The following is a 16382-nucleotide window of genomic DNA, read 5'->3' on the forward strand; positions in this document are numbered from 1 at the left end:
AATGGAAGCGGAAACTGCGACCAGGCTGGGATTCGCTTCTGTCTACAATGACTCCTCAGCGTCAGGCGGTCAAGCGGTTGAGTATCTTCATGTGAACGGCAATGGCATTCAGTTCAACAATGTTCCTGCTGCAACCAGCCTTACTGTGAGATATGCTGCCACTAACTCGGGTACATATAGTATGTACGTGAATGGGGTTAAGACAAAGACCATCAACATCACCGGGAATGGCACTTGGAATGGTGCCTACACTTTCGTGACCGTGCCGGTCAATATCCCTGCAGGCGCGACATTGAAGCTCCAATATGATGCCGGAGATACGGGCTGGAATGTAGACTATATTATATTGGAGCAGGGTGATCAATTGTTTAGAGCAGATAAGGACTTCGTAAAGCCGATCGGCAGGACCGTTTTCTATAATGACACGCTTTGGTTGGCGTTGTCCGGCAGTGGGGCGGAGTTCAAGTTTAGAGGCACGAAGGCTCAAATTACGATGAAAGGCGACCAGGTTGCGTTAGGGCAGACCGATTATGCAAGGATCGGCATTTATGTTAACGGAGTACGAGTCGTAGACGATTTATTAAAACAGTCTCAGAAGACTTACACCGTATTTGAAAGTGCTACACAACAGGATGTCGTCATTAAGGTCGTCAAACTGTCGGAGGCGATCAGATCTACCGCAGGAATTCAGGAGATTCGCGTTAATGCTGTGAATGGGATTCAACCGACGCAGAGTTCGGCTCGGAAGATCGAGATCATCGGCGATTCGATCACGGCCGGCTACGGTGTAGATGATGAGGTGAAGGAGCACGGATTTTCCACTGCGACAGAAGATGTGACCAAAACCTATGCCTATAAAACGGCAGCTGCGCTCCAGGCCGACTACAGCATGGTTGCCTACAGCGGTCATGGCATCGTCTCTGGCTATACCGGTAACGGTGAGAAGAACGTCTCGCTGCTGGTTCCGAATAATTATGACATCATTGCCAGATCTTCCGGTCGTATAGACGGGAATCTGGATGTCAACTCCTCACCATGGGACTTTAACAAATTCGTACCTGATCTGATTGTCATCAATCTCGGGACGAACGACTATTCGTATACGAAGGATGATCCGGTGAAGCAGGCTGAGTACAGAGATGCCTATGTGGAATTTCTGAAGCAGGTTCGATCGCGTAACGCGAATGCGCATTTGATGTGCACCTTGGGCATAATGGGGGATAGTCTTTTTCCGATGGTGGAGCAAGCAGTCGCAGCTTATTCGAATGAAACAGGCGATACTAATATTTCGGCTATGAAGTTTGACGTTCAATCGGCGGCAGACGGCTTCGCTGCAGATTGGCATCCGACGGAGGCAACCAATACCAAAGCCGCAGCCAAGCTGATTGCTAATATTAAAGCGGTGATGAATTGGTAGGTTCGGCTTTGTTGATACCGTAAGACAAAGCGGAGGATACAATAACGCTAGATGGCTGCTCATTTCCGGATGGAATACGAACATTGATAATACGGCAGGTAATTACGGCAAAAAAACGCGCAAGCGATCCGAGAATAGTACTCGGTTCTCTTGTGCGTTTTTTGCATGCGTATGGCGTAAATCCAACAATTTCCTGCAACTGATCCAGAACACTTGACTCAAGCATGACGAGATTTTTATTCCGCCTTGATGGGGTTATGACTAAATAATGCTATACCCATGGCTATAAAATGAAGGCTTGCATTCTTTTTTTACAATATGATTTTAAAGAAGCAAGGAGGGACATTATATGAATTTATTTCGTCCCATGCGCGATACATGATGAATTTGATACCGCTTTCAACTAAATATTGTGGAGTTGAAGCGGGCAGGAGGTGAAAAGCGCGGAAAGAATAGCAGCACAAGCTAAAACGGCGTAGTTTTCAAGAAAGGCGGTTCTTTCACTAACACTGCATGAAAGCGACAGCGGTTACATTACAATTAATGGGGGATGAAAAATGAATAACAAAAAACTGGTTATGTTGCTTGTTAGTCTGATGTTGATATTTACTTTAGCCGCTTGCAGCAGCGGAGGCAACAGCGTGAACAATCCAGGAAGCACCAATACTGCTCCCGATAAGGCATCAAACGATCCGGCGGCGTCGAATGCTTCCGGGGAGACGAATAACGCTGCAGAAGGCTCGGGAGATTCCAAGAAAACGCCGGAGATGGATTTCGATATGGGCGGCAGAACAATCAAGATTGTAAACTTCTGGAGCTTGGAAATCCCTGAAGATAACCCTGATAATATCCAAAGGAAAAAGAATCTGGAATCTCTAATGAAGAAACATAATTTCAAGGTTGAATACGTTGTCATCGATGGCGCGGAGTACCAGAACAAGGTTACGGCATCGTTACTTGCCGGCGAACCGGTAGGCGATTTCATTGCCGTAAGCAAATCGTACACCATTCCAACGCTGGCAAGTCAAGATCTGTTGTGGCCGATTGACGAATACACCAAAAATGACAAAGTATTCAATCCGGAAGTAACGAATAAGGTTATGCAGTATAACGGGAGAGGGTACGGTTTTGGCGGGCCTACAATGGGAGCGACTGGTTTCTTCTACAACCGCACGTTGATAAACAATCTCGGCATGAAACCGCTTCAAGAATATGTTGATGAAGATAACTGGAATTGGGAAACGTTCGTACAAGTGATCAAAGAGGCTAATAAAGATACGAATAACGATGGAAAACTTGATACATGGGGATTGGCAAGTGGCGGGGTTTTGGATTCAGCGCTTGCCTCCAACGAGACAAGCTTGACGAAGAGGGATAAGCAGAACCTGGATGATCCTAGAACCGTCGAAGTTTTGAATTTCATATCCAAACTGTATACCGAAAAACTCGTCAGACCTTCAGAGGGCGGCGATTGGACGGAGCCAAGTCAATTTTTCCGTCAAGGCAACACATTGTTGTATTCATCTGGAAATTATGAAGCGGGTGCTTTGAAGAACGACATGAAGGACTTCGAAATCGGCTTTATTCCTTTCCCTAAAGGACCGAATGGAACTTCCTACTATACACCAGATACCAATCCAGGGGCAATGGTAATTCCGAAGGCAGTAAAGAATCCGGAGCAGCTCATGTATATCTGGGAGAAAATTGAAACATACGATTCGGTTTACGACTATCCTGGTCAGGACTGGTACGAGTCATTATTTGACAACGAAAATGATATCAACAATGTTGTATTAGCGAGTAAACGGTTTAGTTTTGACAGTCTAAGCACCTACCCAAGTATGCCATATTATGCGTTTGCTGATGAGATTAGCAAAGGCCAATCCGTATCCACGGTCATCGAGACGTATAAAACGCCTTTCCAGGCGGCGATCGATGAAGTCTATAAGAAATAACGATTGAAGTGATCAAACAGTCCGCACCCAATATAATAATGTGGACTGTTTGAATTTCACTCTTGCCGCGGGGGGGAGCAGAATTGAGCGTCAGACGCCAGAAATTAGTGAAATGGATCTTTATTTGTTTTGTTTTAGGTTTGTCCATATGGGCGATCTACTCATCAAGTCAAAAAGGCAACGGCGATGTTCAGGCTCTTAGCGATTTTGCAGCGGTAATGGATTCTGATGCAAATGACGGATATGACGCCTATATGAAACGCTACTCGAACGCAGACAGACCGACGGCGGAGATTCGAATCGAAGGCGAACAATATGCTGCACTCGAAGGGGACGGCTTTGAGCTTGCGGATGGATTTCAAGGCCTGGAGGGTCAAGCTGTGTTGACGCCCGAGTCGGGCACAATTAGTTGGAAGGTCCAGGTTGATCAACCGGGGCTGTACAATATTCGAATTCATTATTTTCCTATTCAGGGGAAAAGCTCAGCTATCGAGAGGGAGTTGGCGATCAATCAGGAAGTGCCTTTTAAAGACGCCGAAATCTTATTGTTCGATCGATATTGGAGCAATCGCGAAGACGAAATCGAGCGGGACAATCGCGGCAACGATTTGCGCCCGAGGCAAATAGAGAAGCCGGCTTGGCAAATCGCGTCCTTGGAGGACAGAGAAGGTTACCATGACGAGCCCTATTTGTTTTATTTTGACGAAGGGGTTCAGACCGTTTCTTTGACTTCCTTAAGGGAACCGATGGCTATCGACTATATCGAGTTGTACCAGGAGCCGGAGACAAAATCCTATGAAGAACGGAAAGCCGAATACGATGCCGAAGGGGCTGCGGCCGCCGAAGGTCAATTCATAGTGATTCAGGCTGAGGATGCGACCCTAAAATCTTCTCCAACGCTTTATCCGCTTTCCGATCGGTCAAGCCCTGCGGTCACGCCGTACAGCGCTTCGAAAATTCGGGTCAACGCGATTGGTGGCCTCAACTGGAAGCTGCCGGGGCAGTGGATTGAATGGGAATTCGAAGTGGAAGAGGATGGGTTGTACCAGATTGCGCTGAAGCGCAAACAGGATCAGTTGCGTGGCGTCTATGCGACGCGCAGCATCATGATCGACGGCAAATATCCATTCCAGGAAATGAAGAGGACGCAATTCGCCTTCAATATGGAATGGCAGACGGATGTGCTGGGAGGGGAAGAGCCGTACCTGTTCCATCTGACGAAAGGAAAGCATCGCATTCGTATGACGGTTTCACTCGGCGAGCTCGCTCCGCTCATTGAGACGATCGAGTCGAGCGTGCTGAAGCTTAACGAGATGTATCGAAAAATTTTGTTAATTACCTCGAATACGCCGGACCCAAACCGCGATTATCAATTGGAGAAGCGGATTCCCGGCATGATCGATGTTTTCCGGGAACAAGCTGGCAATATCCAGGCTGTGGCGGATTATCTCGAACAATCGACAGGGGAGAGAAGCGATAAAGTCGCTGTTCTTCATACGATGGTAAGGCAGTTGAACGAAATGGCGGAGAAGCCGGAAACGATCGCGAACCGTCTGAACTCCTTCAAGGTGAATGTCGGCGGTCTTGGCACGTGGATTCTGAATGTGCGCGAACAGCCGCTTACATTGGATTATCTGATCGTCGCGTCTCCGGACAGCAAGCTCCCGAGAGCGAAAGCGACTATGCTTGAGAAGGTCAAGCACGAGTTAGGCGCTTACGTCGCCTCTTATACCGAAGACTACGATAGTATCGGAAGCACGGAAGAAAGCGGGCGTTTCGTCACGGTTTGGGTAACGACGGGAAGGGACCAGGCGCAAGTGTTGAAAGCGTTGATTGACGACACGTTTACGCCCGATACAAACATATCGGTAAATTTAAGGCTTGTTCCGGGCGGTATCCTGCTTCCGGCGGTACTGGCAGGTGAAGGACCGGATATTGCCCTGCAGGCCGGCGAGGATCTCCCTGTTAATTATGCGATGAGGAAAGCCGCAGCCGATTTGACTGCTTTCCCGGATTTCGAGGAAGTCGCCGCAAGGTTCCGCGAAAGCGCAATAACTCCTTACAGATATGACGAAGGCGTATATGCGCTGCCGGAGCAGCAGACCTTCCCGATGCTGTTCTATCGCAAGGATATTCTCAAGGAGCTGGAGTTGGAGCCACCGAAGACATGGCAAGATGTGTATAACATGATTTCGGTGCTGCAGAAGCATAACATGGAATTTTATTTGCCGATCGAATCGGCTGCGAACAATGCGACTCTGGTTCCGAATGCGGCGTTCGCTATGCTGCTCTACCAGAACGGCGGCCAGTTCTATCGGGACAATGACATGAAGAGCGCACTCGACTCCGAGATTTCCATGCAGGTTTTCAAGCGCTGGACGCAATTTTATACGAACTACAAATTTCCGTTGCAAGCGGATTTCGCTAATCGGTTCCGGACTGGAGAGATGCCAATCGGCATTGCCGATTATACAACGTACAATTTGCTAACGGTTCTTGCGCCGGAGATCAAAGGGTTGTGGGACTTTACCGTCGTACCCGGCACCGAGCGCAAGGACGGCTCCGTAAGTCATGAGGTCGCCAGCCATACGACCGCGGTCATGATGCTGGATAATGCCGACGACAAGGACGCGGCGTGGTCATTCATGAAGTGGTGGACAGACAAGGATACCCAAATCGCTTACGGACGAGAGCTGGAAGGGTTGCTCGGCGAGGCTGCGCGATATCCGACAGCCAACATCGAAGCGTTGGAGCAGCTGCCATGGCCGGTCAAGGATTTCAACAATCTTGAACGCCAATGGCATTGGGTAAGGGGCATCCCTCAAGTGCCGGGCGGGTATTTCACCGGCAGGCATCTGGATAACGCCTTCCGGCGCGTCGTGAACCAGAGCGAGAATCCGCGCGAAGCCCTATCGGATTATATATTGTACATGAATGATGAAATCGCACTCAAGCGGCAGGAATTCAATCTGCAGAATTAGTTAGGGGGTGGAAGCCGATGCAAGCAGAAGCAAACCGTCATGCCGCGTCGAGCCTCATCCAGGCAAAGAAGCCGTCACGACTCGCCAATGTTGCCCGAGAGCTTCGAAAAAACAAGCACTACTACTTGCTGATGAGTCCGTACATGTTGATCTTCTTCACTTTTACGGTCATTCCAGTCGTCATCTCGCTGGCACTCAGTTTCTTTTATTTTAACATGCTGGAGTTTCCGAGATTCGTAGGCTGGCAGAATTATTCCCGATTGTTCCTGGGCGACGATGTGTTCATGATCGCCCTGAAGAATACGTTCATGTTCGCAGTCGTGACCGGTCCAGTCAGCTATATCGCGTGTTTCCTCTTTGCCTGGATTATCAATGAATTGTCGCCCAAGGTCAGAGCGTTTATGACCCTTGTGTTTTATGCGCCGTCCATTTCGGGGAACGTTTTCTTTATTTGGCTGATCGTATTCTCTGGAGACAGCTACGGCTATTTGAACGGTTTCCTCATGAGATTCGGTTTTATTCTCGAACCGATTCAATGGCTTTCGAACGAACAATATATTCTGCCTATTATCATCATCGTCCAGCTGTGGCTTAGCCTGGGCACCAGCTTCCTGGCCTTCATCGCCGGTCTTCAGACGATCGACCGGTCACTGATCGAAGCAGGAGCCGTAGATGGCATCAAGAACCGCTGGCAGGAGTTATGGTTCATCACGCTGCCGTCCATGCGGCCGCAGCTGATGTTCGGAGCCGTAATGCAGATAACAGGCTCGCTTGCGGTCGCCGATATATCGGTCGCACTAGCCGGATTTCCAAGCGTTAACTACGCGGGGCATACCATCGTAACGCACTTGATGGACTTCGGCACCATCCGCTTCGAGATGGGTTACGCATCTGCTATCGCGACAGTGCTCTTCTGCATTATGATCGGCTCCAATAAGTTAACGCAAAAACTGTTGCGAAAGATAGGTGAATAGAAATGGTCATGAGGGTGCTAACTGTATTCCGGACCCCCAGGCGGTTAAACCGATCCTTTGCCGTCAGTTTTTTAATGTTTGCGCTTCTTGCCGTTTTCGGCGCGTTTATGGCGCTTCCGCTCATCTATGCGGTGAGCAATGCATTCAAGCCGCTTGACGAACTGTTTATATTCCCGCCGCGGTTTCTGGTCAACAATCCGACGCTGGACAACTTCTTCGATCTGTTCGCCCTGATGGGGAACTCGTGGGTGCCGCTATCCCGTTATATCTCTAACACCCTGTTCATCACGATCGCCGGGACGGCTGGACATATTCTGCTGGCGTCTGCGGCGGCCTATCCTCTGGCGAAATACCGATTTTGGGGATCGGGGACTTTGTTCTCGATCGTCATTTTGTCCTTAATGTTCTCGGGACATGTGACCGCGATACCGAACTATATGGTCATGTCCTGGCTCGGCTGGGTCAACACGCACGCCTCGGTGATCGTGCCGTCTCTCGCCTTCCCTCTCGGACTGTTCCTCATGAAGCAATTCATGGAACAGATTCCGGATGCGCTGCTGGAAGCGGCCAAAATCGACGGAGCGAACGAATATCGGATTTATTGGAGTATCGTCATGCCGAACGTGAAGCCCGCATGGCTGACGCTTATGATATTGCAGTTCCCCGCATTATGGGGGACCGACGGAGGCAACTTCATATATAGCGAGAACCTGAAGACGCTCCATTACGCGCTTGGCATAATCTCGGCAGGCGGCATCGCCCGCGCAGGCGTTGGAGCGGCGGTCGCCCTTCTCTTGATGATCGTTCCGATTACGCTCTTTATCATCTCGCAGAGCAGCGTCATGCAGACGATGGCGACCTCCGGGATGAAAGAGTAGAAAGGATGAGACGCGATGTTGAGCAGCCTATATAAAACAAGGACATTTGTCCTCACGACGCTCATCTGTTTGCTAAGCATTGGAATGGGAAGCGCGATCGTTCATGCCGAAGAAACTCCCGCATCCTATAATTATTCCTACTGGGGAGACGCTGTCGCCTCGCCTGCCGCCTATCGGGCAACGGCTCTCTTGAATGGCGACAGTCTGGGAGTCGGACCATTTAAGGAACCGAACGATATACACGTTACGGCAGACAAGCAAATTTATGTGCTGGACTCCGGCAATAATCGAATCGTGGTGATGGATGCGAGCTTCAAGCCGGTTCGAATCATCGATTCCTTCGATAGCAAGGGGGAGCCCGATAAGTTTATGAGCCCGCAAGGCCTGTTTGTAACCGAAGACAAGCATATATACGTCGCTGATACGGGAAATAAAAGAGTTGTCCATCTCGATTCGAATGGTACGCTTGTGAAGGTGATCGAGAATCCTGAGTCCGAGCTCTTTCAGGAGAAGTTCCAGTTCCAACCCGCTCGTGTTGTTGTCGATAAGGCCCAGCGAATTTATGTCATGGCCGTCGGCATATTTGACGGATTTATGGAGTTTAACGCTAATGGCGAATTTTCGACGTTCATTGGCGCGAACCGCGTAAGGGTCGATCCGATCGAGCTGTTGTGGAAACGGCTGTCTACCCGCGCCCAGCGGAGTCAGATGGCCACGTTTACGCCTACGGAATTCACGAACCTGGATATTAACGATGAAGGATTTATTTATACGACGAACGGCGACAGGTATGGCGATACGATCAAGAAATTAAATGCCCAGGGAAACGATATTTTGAGGCGAACGGGGTATTTCAACCCGCGCGGCGACCTCGTCATGTCATCAGAGGAGAGAACGAGACTGATTGACATCGATGTCGCGGACAGCGAAATCTATTCGGTGCTTGATTCCAGGCGCGGACGGATTTTCACATACAACGGCGATGGACATTTCATGTATGTATTCGGCGGTCTGGGCAATCGGCTGGGCGAATTCAACACGCCGTCAGCCATCGAGCGTGTAGGGGATCAGTTTCTCGTTCTGGATAAGGGGCTCGGGGAAATCACTTTATTCGAGACAACGGAATACGGCCGGACCCTGAACGAAGCCGTGCGAAGCTACTACAGGGGCGATGAAGAGGCGGCCTTCGCCTTATTCCAGAAGTCAATCAATATGAACGCCAACCTGGAATTCGCTTATGCCGGGATCGGCAAAGCGCTGCTTCGGCAAGGGGAATACGCAGAGGCGATGAAATATTTTAAGCAAAGCAAGGATCAGCTGAACTATTCGAAGGCATTCCTGCTCTATCGCAAGGAAGTGCTGCGCGAATACTTCCCTGCGATCATGACCGGTATTGTCTTGATCGTTCTCGGTACAATTATTTTCAGGAAGCTCCGGCAATGGAAAGGGGGAAGGAAACGTGCCGCAATTGAACAGTGAACTGATTAAATATCCATTTTATCTGATTCTGCACCCATTTAACGGCTATTGGGATTTGAAGTATGAACGGAACAAAAAAACGAATCTGATCGTTTCCTTCTCGATCTTGTTCCTCTTGGCCGTTACCAATATCATGAGCAGCCAGTATAGCGGATTCCTCGTCAATATATACAATCCCACCGAGATGAACAGTTTGATGGAGGTTCTGTACGTCCTGCTTCCGGTGTTGTTCTGGTGCGTGGCCAATTGGTCGCTCACGACCTTGATGGACGGAGAAGGAAAGTTTGTCGAAATTTTCACGTCAACCTGCTTTGCCTTCATTCCAATGGTGATCATCCCATTTCCATGGATTTGGTTAAGCAACGTCATCTCGATCCAGGAGACGAGCTTCTATTACTTCTCGCACAGCGTCGCCGTCATTTGGACATTGTATCTGCTGTTCGTCGGGAATATGACGGTTCATCAATTTACGCCGTCAAAAACCATCGGCACCCTGCTGTTATCGGTTATCGCCATGGGGTTTCTGGCGTTCCTGTGCCTGCTTTTCTTCAGCCTGATTCAGCAGATCTCATCATTTGTATCAACGATTTACCAGGAAATTGACCTGAGAAGCTAAGGAAGGAGGCATGCGCAGCCATGAATTTGAAAAGATATGCCTTACTGACTTCGTTGTTCCTGTTCGGAATAATGACTGCCGGGTGTGCGGGCTCCGGTACTGATAAACAAACGGAAGCCAATCGTTCTGTCGCAGCGGAATTTGTTAAGGGAACGGCTTTGCCCGTTTCCTTCACGGATCCTCGAGTCGCGGAGATGAAAGGCGTTGCAGAAAACAATCGTCTGCAATTATTCGCAGACGATCAGTCGGGAGTTATTGCCGTCCTCGATAAAAGCAGCGGAGAAGTTTGGTACAGCAACCCGCCGGAGCGGGAATCCGATAAACTCGCGACAGGAATTAACAAGGATTTATTATCCGCTCAATTGAAGCTCGATTTCCATAACGCTTTCGGCCAGCTCAGCTCGGTCAACTCCTATACGGATAGCGTCATTCATAAACAAGTCAGATTCGAAAGCATTCCTAACGGCATCAGAGTGACTTATCAATTCGGAACGGACGAGAAAACGGCTGAGGATCTTCCAAGCAAGCTGACGAAAGAGCGCTTAGAGGAACTTAAAGGGAAAGTGGATAAAACGGGACAGCGCGCGCTGATGATTGCCTACCAAGAAAGCGCTGACCCATCTGTGTATGTGCGAAATGAATCTCTGGCAGGGATTCAACTGAAACGAACTCTTCAGGCATTCGAAGATGCCGGCTATACGGATGAAGATTTCCGGAAGGATCTCGAGGCGCTTCAGCTGGAGCAAACCAAACCCGACCCGCGTATATTCCTTGCCTCGATCGAGTATACCTTGGATGACGATAGTCTCGTGGTCAAGGTGCCGGCTTCCGGCCTTCATTACTCAGATGAATATCCGATCAGTACGGTGTCGGTTCTTGGTTTCTTCGGCGCAGAAGGGGAGGAGTCAGAAGGTTCATTATTTGTACCGGACGGATCCGGTGCGCTCATTCATTTCAACAATGGCAAAATTAATTATTCGTCATATGAACAAAGGATATATGGATCCGATCTAACGATGGAGAGTGTCAAAGACGGCGTCTGGGAAGAAAAAGCCAGATTGCCGGTATTCGGAATGCTTCGCAAGGATGGCGCCTTTCTCGGCATTATTGAAGAAGGCGATTCCGTTGCAAGCGTTCATGCAGATGTAAGCGGCAGGCTGAATAGCTATAACTTTATTTATCCAAGCTTTTATGTGATCAATAAGGACCAGGTGTCCCTGGACGCGAACGGTCAGGCGCGTTCCTTGCCCAGGTATCAAGAGAATCCGACAAAATCGGATTTTACGATCCGTTACGCTTTTCTGAGCGGGGAAGAAGCTACTTATTCCGGAATGGCACAGTACTATCAACAGTATTTGATCAAAACGCATGGACTTCCCGAACCGAAGTCGGCAAGCGATTCAAAATCCGGAGGGGATGCGCCGTTTTATTTGCAGCTGATCGGAAGCATCGCCAAAAACAAACATGCGGTGGGAATTCCCTATAAGGCGCTCGAACCTCTGACAACCTTTAAACAGGCAGAGGATATCGTAAATCAGATGCAGAACCGCAATATTCGCAATATTAAGCTTCAGTATTCGGGTTGGTTTAATAAAGGACTTGATCATCAGGTTCCGGAACATGTCTCGGTCGACGGAGCTGTAGGCGGAAGCAAAGCGCTTCGGGAATTTATCTCCTTCGCTCGGGACAAGGACCTTTCCTTCTTCCCGGACGTCTATATCGCAGAGGCGCGTACAAGCGGCGGATTCGATGTAACCAAGGAAGCTGCCAGAACATTAAGGGGAGATCCTGCCGCGATCTACCCGATTGAACCGGTCTTGAATCAGCGCGACCACAGCAAAGCTCCGTCCTATGTTGTATCGCCGAGCTATATGTTGAAGGTTGTGGATTCCATGCTGAACGAACTGGACGGCTATCGTCTTGAAGGGATATCGCTGCAGGATCTGGGCAACCAGTTGAATACCGACTATCGGACAAATCATCAGATCGACCGTACGGAGTCCGAAACGATATCGAAAGAGGCGATGACCAAGATCCGCGAACGGAATCTCGAGATTATGGCGAATGGCGGCAACGCTTATGCGTTTCCATACGTTACGGATATTACGAATGCGCCGATGACCAATAGCGGGCTCAAAATTGAAGACGAAGAAATTCCATTCTATCAAATGGTCGTTCGCGGATATATCGACTATACGGGCATGCCTTATAATCTATCGACCCTCACCGACATGAACCAGTATATATTGAAGTGTCTGGAATATGGCTCGGGCGTTTCATTCAAATGGATTCATGAACCGAATGATAAAGTAAAGGATACGGACTACGACGACTTATACGCCGTCAATTACGAGCAATGGCTGGACCAGGCTGCACAGATCTATGGGAATGTGAATGAAGTCTTGGGCAAAGTGCAGAACCAGAAGATGATTTCGCATGAGAAGTTAAGAGACGGCGTCTTCAAAACCGTTTATGAGAACAGTATCTATATTATTGTGAACTACAATCGATCAATGGTACAGGCGGATGGCCTAAACGTCGAAGCCGGAGGTTATGTAATGGGTGGTGTACAAAAATGAAATCCATACTGAAACCTCGCCAATTGAAAAGGTCTTACGCGGAAAAAAAGGCACAATGGGGTTTTCTTTACGTTTTGCCGTGGCTGCTTGGATTTGTTCTCTTTTTCTTTGTACCTTTGTTGAGTTCATTGCGATTCAGCTTCAGCTCGATAACGGCCAATTCGGACGGGATAACGGTTAAATACATCGGATTCAAAAATTACGTGGAAGCCTTAACGATAAACACAAGCTTCAACCGTGTTTTGACCGAATCGATCGTGAATATCGTGGTCAATATTCCGCTGATCGTCATTTTCAGTTTATTCCTGGCGGTGTTGCTGAACCAGAAATTCATCGGAAGATCCGCCGCCCGGGCGATCTTCTTCCTTCCCGTTATTCTTGCATCCGGCGTTATAATGAATCTGGAGAGCACAAGCCTGGTGCAAGCGATAAGCGATGCAAGTTCGGGGGCAAAGGTCGTTCGTTCGTTACAGAGCTTTGAATTGGAGAAGCTGATGCTGCAAGCCGGGGTCAGCGAATGGATCGTCAATTACCTCACAGGTTCCGTTGACCGTATCTATCAGATTGTCAGCCAATCCGGCGTTCAGATTCTGATCTTCCTCGCGGGAATCCAGACCATCTCGCCGCAGCTGTACGAAGCCTCCAAGATGGAAGGGGCAACCGGCTACGAAGCCTTCTGGAAGATTACGTTCCCGATGGTCAGTCCGCTTATTCTGGTCAATGTGATTTATACCATTATAGATTCGGTCTCCAGCAACGAAATAACGGACTTGATCCTGGATACCGGTTTTTCAGTTTTTAATTTCGGTCTCAGCTCGGCGATGGCAACGATTTATTTTCTGGCCGTTGCTCTAATCTTACTGATAAGCACTTATCTGATATCGAGGAAAGTTTTTTATTATGATTAGGGGGGATGTACGAGTGCGCTATTCCCGACTGTTATCGATAGAATCCTGGAAAAGGTGGATTTGGTCATTCGTCCGTCTTGTATTGATTGCAGGACTGTCGTTTTTGATTTTGTATCCGATTTTGCAAAAAATTTCGACAGCGATTAAAGATAAGGAGGATCTATATTCGCCGATCGTGGTGTGGGTTCCCGTCCATTTTACTTGGGACAATTTCAAACAAGCGATTTTGATTATGGATTACTGGGAAACATTGGTCAATACCTTTGCGCTGTCGATCTCTACTACCATCCTTACCGCGATAACTTGCGCTTTGGCTGGTTACGGATTTGCCCGGCTGAAATTCAAGGGAAGCAATCTGCTGTTTGCTGGAGTCATTCTGACCATATTGGTTCCGCCTTCGACGATTCTTATTCCCCTTTATCTCAATCTGAAGGATTTTACGCTTATGGGGCTAATTCCATTGCTTACGGGCAAATCCGCCAATCTGCTGAACAGCTACTGGCCGTTCATACTGACAGCCGTGACAGCCAACTCGCTGAAGGCGGGACTTTATATTTTTATATTCAGACAATTTTTCCGGGGAATCCCCAAAGAGATCGAGGAGGCCGCATATATCGATGGCGCAGGGATCGGGACGACGTTTTCCCGAATTATGCTCCCGAATGCGATCCCTGCGATGATCACCGTGCTGCTCTTTTCGTTCGTGTGGCAATGGAACGACAGCTTCTTTACGACAACGTATCTGGCTTCAGGCAAGGTCATGTCCGTGCAGCTGGCTGCATTGCCATACAACCTGAACAGTCTTGATCGAGGAGGTTCCTCCCAAGTAGATCCTTTCTATTTGAGCATGGTGCAGGATACAGGCATTCTGCTCGCTATCCTGCCGCTTATTATCATTTATTTCTTTGTGCAGCGGTACTTTGTTGAAGGGATCGAGCGCACAGGCATTGTAGGCTGATCGGCCAAAAGCAAACCGATCGATTACCAGGTAATGACGCCCGGTATCGATCGGTTTTTTTGCTTTCTATGCGGGCGATGAAGAATGTAGTTCAATCGCCAGGCAGTTGACGTACGGCGTCGGCTGCTGGTCCGGCAGCGAAACGATCAAAGCTCCGTACGGCTGCTCGAACGGAACTTCACCTGCTCCTAGCAACCGGACAGACTTCACTTGGTCTGACGGAGTCAACGTACGAATGACGGCGCGATGATCTTCAGGCCACCGCATTTGGAAAGCGTACAGCGTATTTCCTATTTGTGTGAAACGGAAGTCGCCGGCGTTCCAATCTACCCTGTCCTCCGTAAAATGGTCAATGACGACGCTGGAACGGCCTTCGCCCGATACACGGAACGGTCTGGTGCCGTAAACACCTTCCCCGCAAACCTTGATCCATTTGGCCATCTCTTGCAGGATATACGTGCACTCGTCATCAATTGTACCGTCCGGCTTCTGCGGAATATTGAGGAGCAGGTTGCCGTTCTTGGCAATGATATCGACCAGAATTTCGATGACGTGCCCCGGTTTCTTGTATTCGGTTTTCACATGGTAGAACCAATCCCCGACACAAGTATCGGTCTGCCACGGGTCAAGCCTGATGTCCGGAGACTGGCTGCGCTCAATGTCGAGGATCCCGATGCGGTAAACGTCCTGCCTGCGGTCTTTCTGATTAAAAATGGCGCGATTCACCCCGCCATTAGCCGCTGCGCTGGTATTGTATAGGTGTGCGACCGCATTCAGCCCGGCTGCGAACAATGGGTCGTCCAAGGAAGCGTCTCTATTATCCCAAGCGCTGGCGAACGGCAGGCCGCCGTCGGAGTACAGCAGATCCGGCTGGTACAGATCGATGACTTCCTTGATGACGTCAAGCCAGCGCTGATGCCACCAAGGATTGGTTGTATACCATGGTTTCGGTTCGGACAGCAGATTGTCCGGATCATAATGCTCGCGGTTCGGCAAATACAAATCCTCGTATTCAGGGTCGTTACCATCATACGGGACGCCCGCATAAAGGCCTTCCTTATCTTGGCCCTTATTGAATTTAAACCAGCTGAACGTCGCTCCCAGATGCTCGGTCAAACCGAAAGGCAGTCCCCGGCGGGAAGCGGCGGCTTTCCATAGTGCTACTATATCTTTCTTCGGTCCCATGTTGACCGAATTCCAGCGGTGGATTTTCGAATCGTAGTTGAAGAAGTTGTCGTGGTGCATCGCCTGTGCGACGAAATACTTGGCGCCGGCAGCTGCGTACAAATCCATAAGCGATTCCGGATCGAAATTTTCCGCTTTCCACAGCTGAACGATATCTTTGTAGCCGAATTTCGACGGATGTCCGTAATGGCGAATATGGTACCGGTATTGCTCGGAACCTTCGTCATACATGTTTCGGGCGTACCAGTCCCCGTACATCGGCACCGATTGTGCGCCCCAGTGCGACCATATTCCTAGCTTCGCGTCACGGAACCAATCCGGACACTCGAATTTCCTGAGCGATTCAAATGTGGGTTCGAAAGAACCCTTGGCGATTTGCGCGTTAACCATGCATAACTGGCCTCCTATTACTTGGATACCGCCTTATTCTAGCAAACTATTGAATGTAAAAT

The 16382-nt window shown here is 49.1% G+C and carries 11 protein-coding genes; 10 read left to right on the forward strand and 1 reads right to left on the reverse strand.

The window, feature by feature from the left end:
- From H581_RS0104050 to H581_RS0104095, 10 genes are all read left to right on the forward strand, one after another.
- Window positions 1-1417: SGNH/GDSL hydrolase family protein (locus H581_RS0104050; protein WP_245599911.1), on the forward strand; the 1417-nt coding region annotated here is incomplete at its 5' end.
- 557 nt (window positions 1418-1974) lie between these two features.
- Window positions 1975-3372 (forward strand): ABC transporter substrate-binding protein, encoded by a 1398-nt coding sequence (locus tag H581_RS0104055; RefSeq protein ID WP_028608908.1) that lies wholly within the window; start codon window positions 1975-1977, stop codon window positions 3370-3372.
- Between the two features lie 83 nt (window positions 3373-3455).
- Window positions 3456-6353, forward strand: a complete 2898-nt coding sequence (locus H581_RS0104060; RefSeq protein ID WP_028608909.1) for an extracellular solute-binding protein — start codon at window positions 3456-3458, stop codon at window positions 6351-6353.
- A 17-nt stretch (window positions 6354-6370) separates the two neighbouring features.
- Window positions 6371-7327 carry a carbohydrate ABC transporter permease gene (locus H581_RS0104065; RefSeq protein WP_028608910.1) on the forward strand — a complete coding sequence of 319 codons (957 nt, stop codon included), beginning with the start codon at window positions 6371-6373 and terminating at the stop codon, window positions 7325-7327.
- A gap of 8 nt (window positions 7328-7335) precedes the next feature.
- Window positions 7336-8205: a carbohydrate ABC transporter permease gene (locus tag H581_RS0104070; protein WP_084134467.1), complete on the forward strand. Its 870-nt coding sequence runs from the start codon at window positions 7336-7338 to the stop codon at window positions 8203-8205.
- 15 nt (window positions 8206-8220) lie between these two features.
- A complete protein-coding gene (locus H581_RS0104075) occupies window positions 8221-9684 on the forward strand; it encodes an SMP-30/gluconolactonase/LRE family protein (protein WP_028608912.1) in 1464 nt (487 codons plus the stop codon).
- Window positions 9665-10300: a Yip1 family protein gene (locus tag H581_RS0104080; RefSeq protein ID WP_036717689.1), complete on the forward strand. Its 636-nt coding sequence runs from the start codon at window positions 9665-9667 to the stop codon at window positions 10298-10300. Before H581_RS0104075 ends, H581_RS0104080 begins: the two co-directional genes overlap by 20 nt.
- A gap of 20 nt (window positions 10301-10320) precedes the next feature.
- Window positions 10321-12879 carry a DUF5696 domain-containing protein gene (locus H581_RS0104085; protein ID WP_028608914.1) on the forward strand — a complete coding sequence of 853 codons (2559 nt, stop codon included), beginning with the start codon at window positions 10321-10323 and terminating at the stop codon, window positions 12877-12879.
- Window positions 12876-13787 carry a carbohydrate ABC transporter permease gene (locus H581_RS0104090; RefSeq protein ID WP_028608915.1) on the forward strand — a complete coding sequence of 304 codons (912 nt, stop codon included), beginning with the start codon at window positions 12876-12878 and terminating at the stop codon, window positions 13785-13787. The genes H581_RS0104085 and H581_RS0104090 overlap by 4 nt, the downstream gene beginning before the upstream one ends.
- A 13-nt stretch (window positions 13788-13800) precedes the next feature.
- Window positions 13801-14745 (forward strand): carbohydrate ABC transporter permease, encoded by a 945-nt coding sequence (locus H581_RS0104095; protein ID WP_028608916.1) that lies wholly within the window; start codon window positions 13801-13803, stop codon window positions 14743-14745.
- Window positions 14746-14811: 66 nt separating this feature from the next.
- Here H581_RS0104095 and H581_RS0104100 read toward each other — a convergent pair whose 3' ends face one another.
- Window positions 14812-16320 (reverse strand): alpha-L-fucosidase, encoded by a 1509-nt coding sequence (locus H581_RS0104100; protein ID WP_036717692.1) that lies wholly within the window; start codon window positions 16318-16320, stop codon window positions 14812-14814.
- Window positions 16321-16382 lie beyond the last annotated feature (62 nt).

It is taken from the genome of Paenibacillus harenae DSM 16969, from assembly GCF_000422465.1.
In the GTDB taxonomy this organism is placed as follows: Bacteria; Bacillota; Bacilli; order Paenibacillales; family Paenibacillaceae; genus Pristimantibacillus; species Pristimantibacillus harenae.

Excerpts from the sequence above, each read along its gene's own strand:
- H581_RS0104055 (WP_028608908.1), top strand. The coding sequence starts at position 1,975 with ATGAATAACAAAAAACTGGTTATGTTGCTTGTTAGTCTGATGTTGATA.
- H581_RS0104065 (WP_028608910.1), top strand. The coding sequence starts at position 6,371 with ATGCAAGCAGAAGCAAACCGTCATGCCGCGTCGAGCCTCATCCAGGCA.
- H581_RS0104070 (WP_084134467.1), top strand. The coding sequence starts at position 7,336 with ATGAGGGTGCTAACTGTATTCCGGACCCCCAGGCGGTTAAACCGATCC.
- H581_RS0104075 (WP_028608912.1), top strand. The coding sequence starts at position 8,221 with ATGTTGAGCAGCCTATATAAAACAAGGACATTTGTCCTCACGACGCTC.
- H581_RS0104085 (WP_028608914.1), top strand. The coding sequence starts at position 10,321 with ATGAATTTGAAAAGATATGCCTTACTGACTTCGTTGTTCCTGTTCGGA.
- H581_RS0104090 (WP_028608915.1), top strand. The coding sequence starts at position 12,876 with ATGAAATCCATACTGAAACCTCGCCAATTGAAAAGGTCTTACGCGGAA.
- H581_RS0104100 (WP_036717692.1), bottom strand. The coding sequence starts at position 16,320 with ATGGTTAACGCGCAAATCGCCAAGGGTTCTTTCGAACCCACATTTGAA.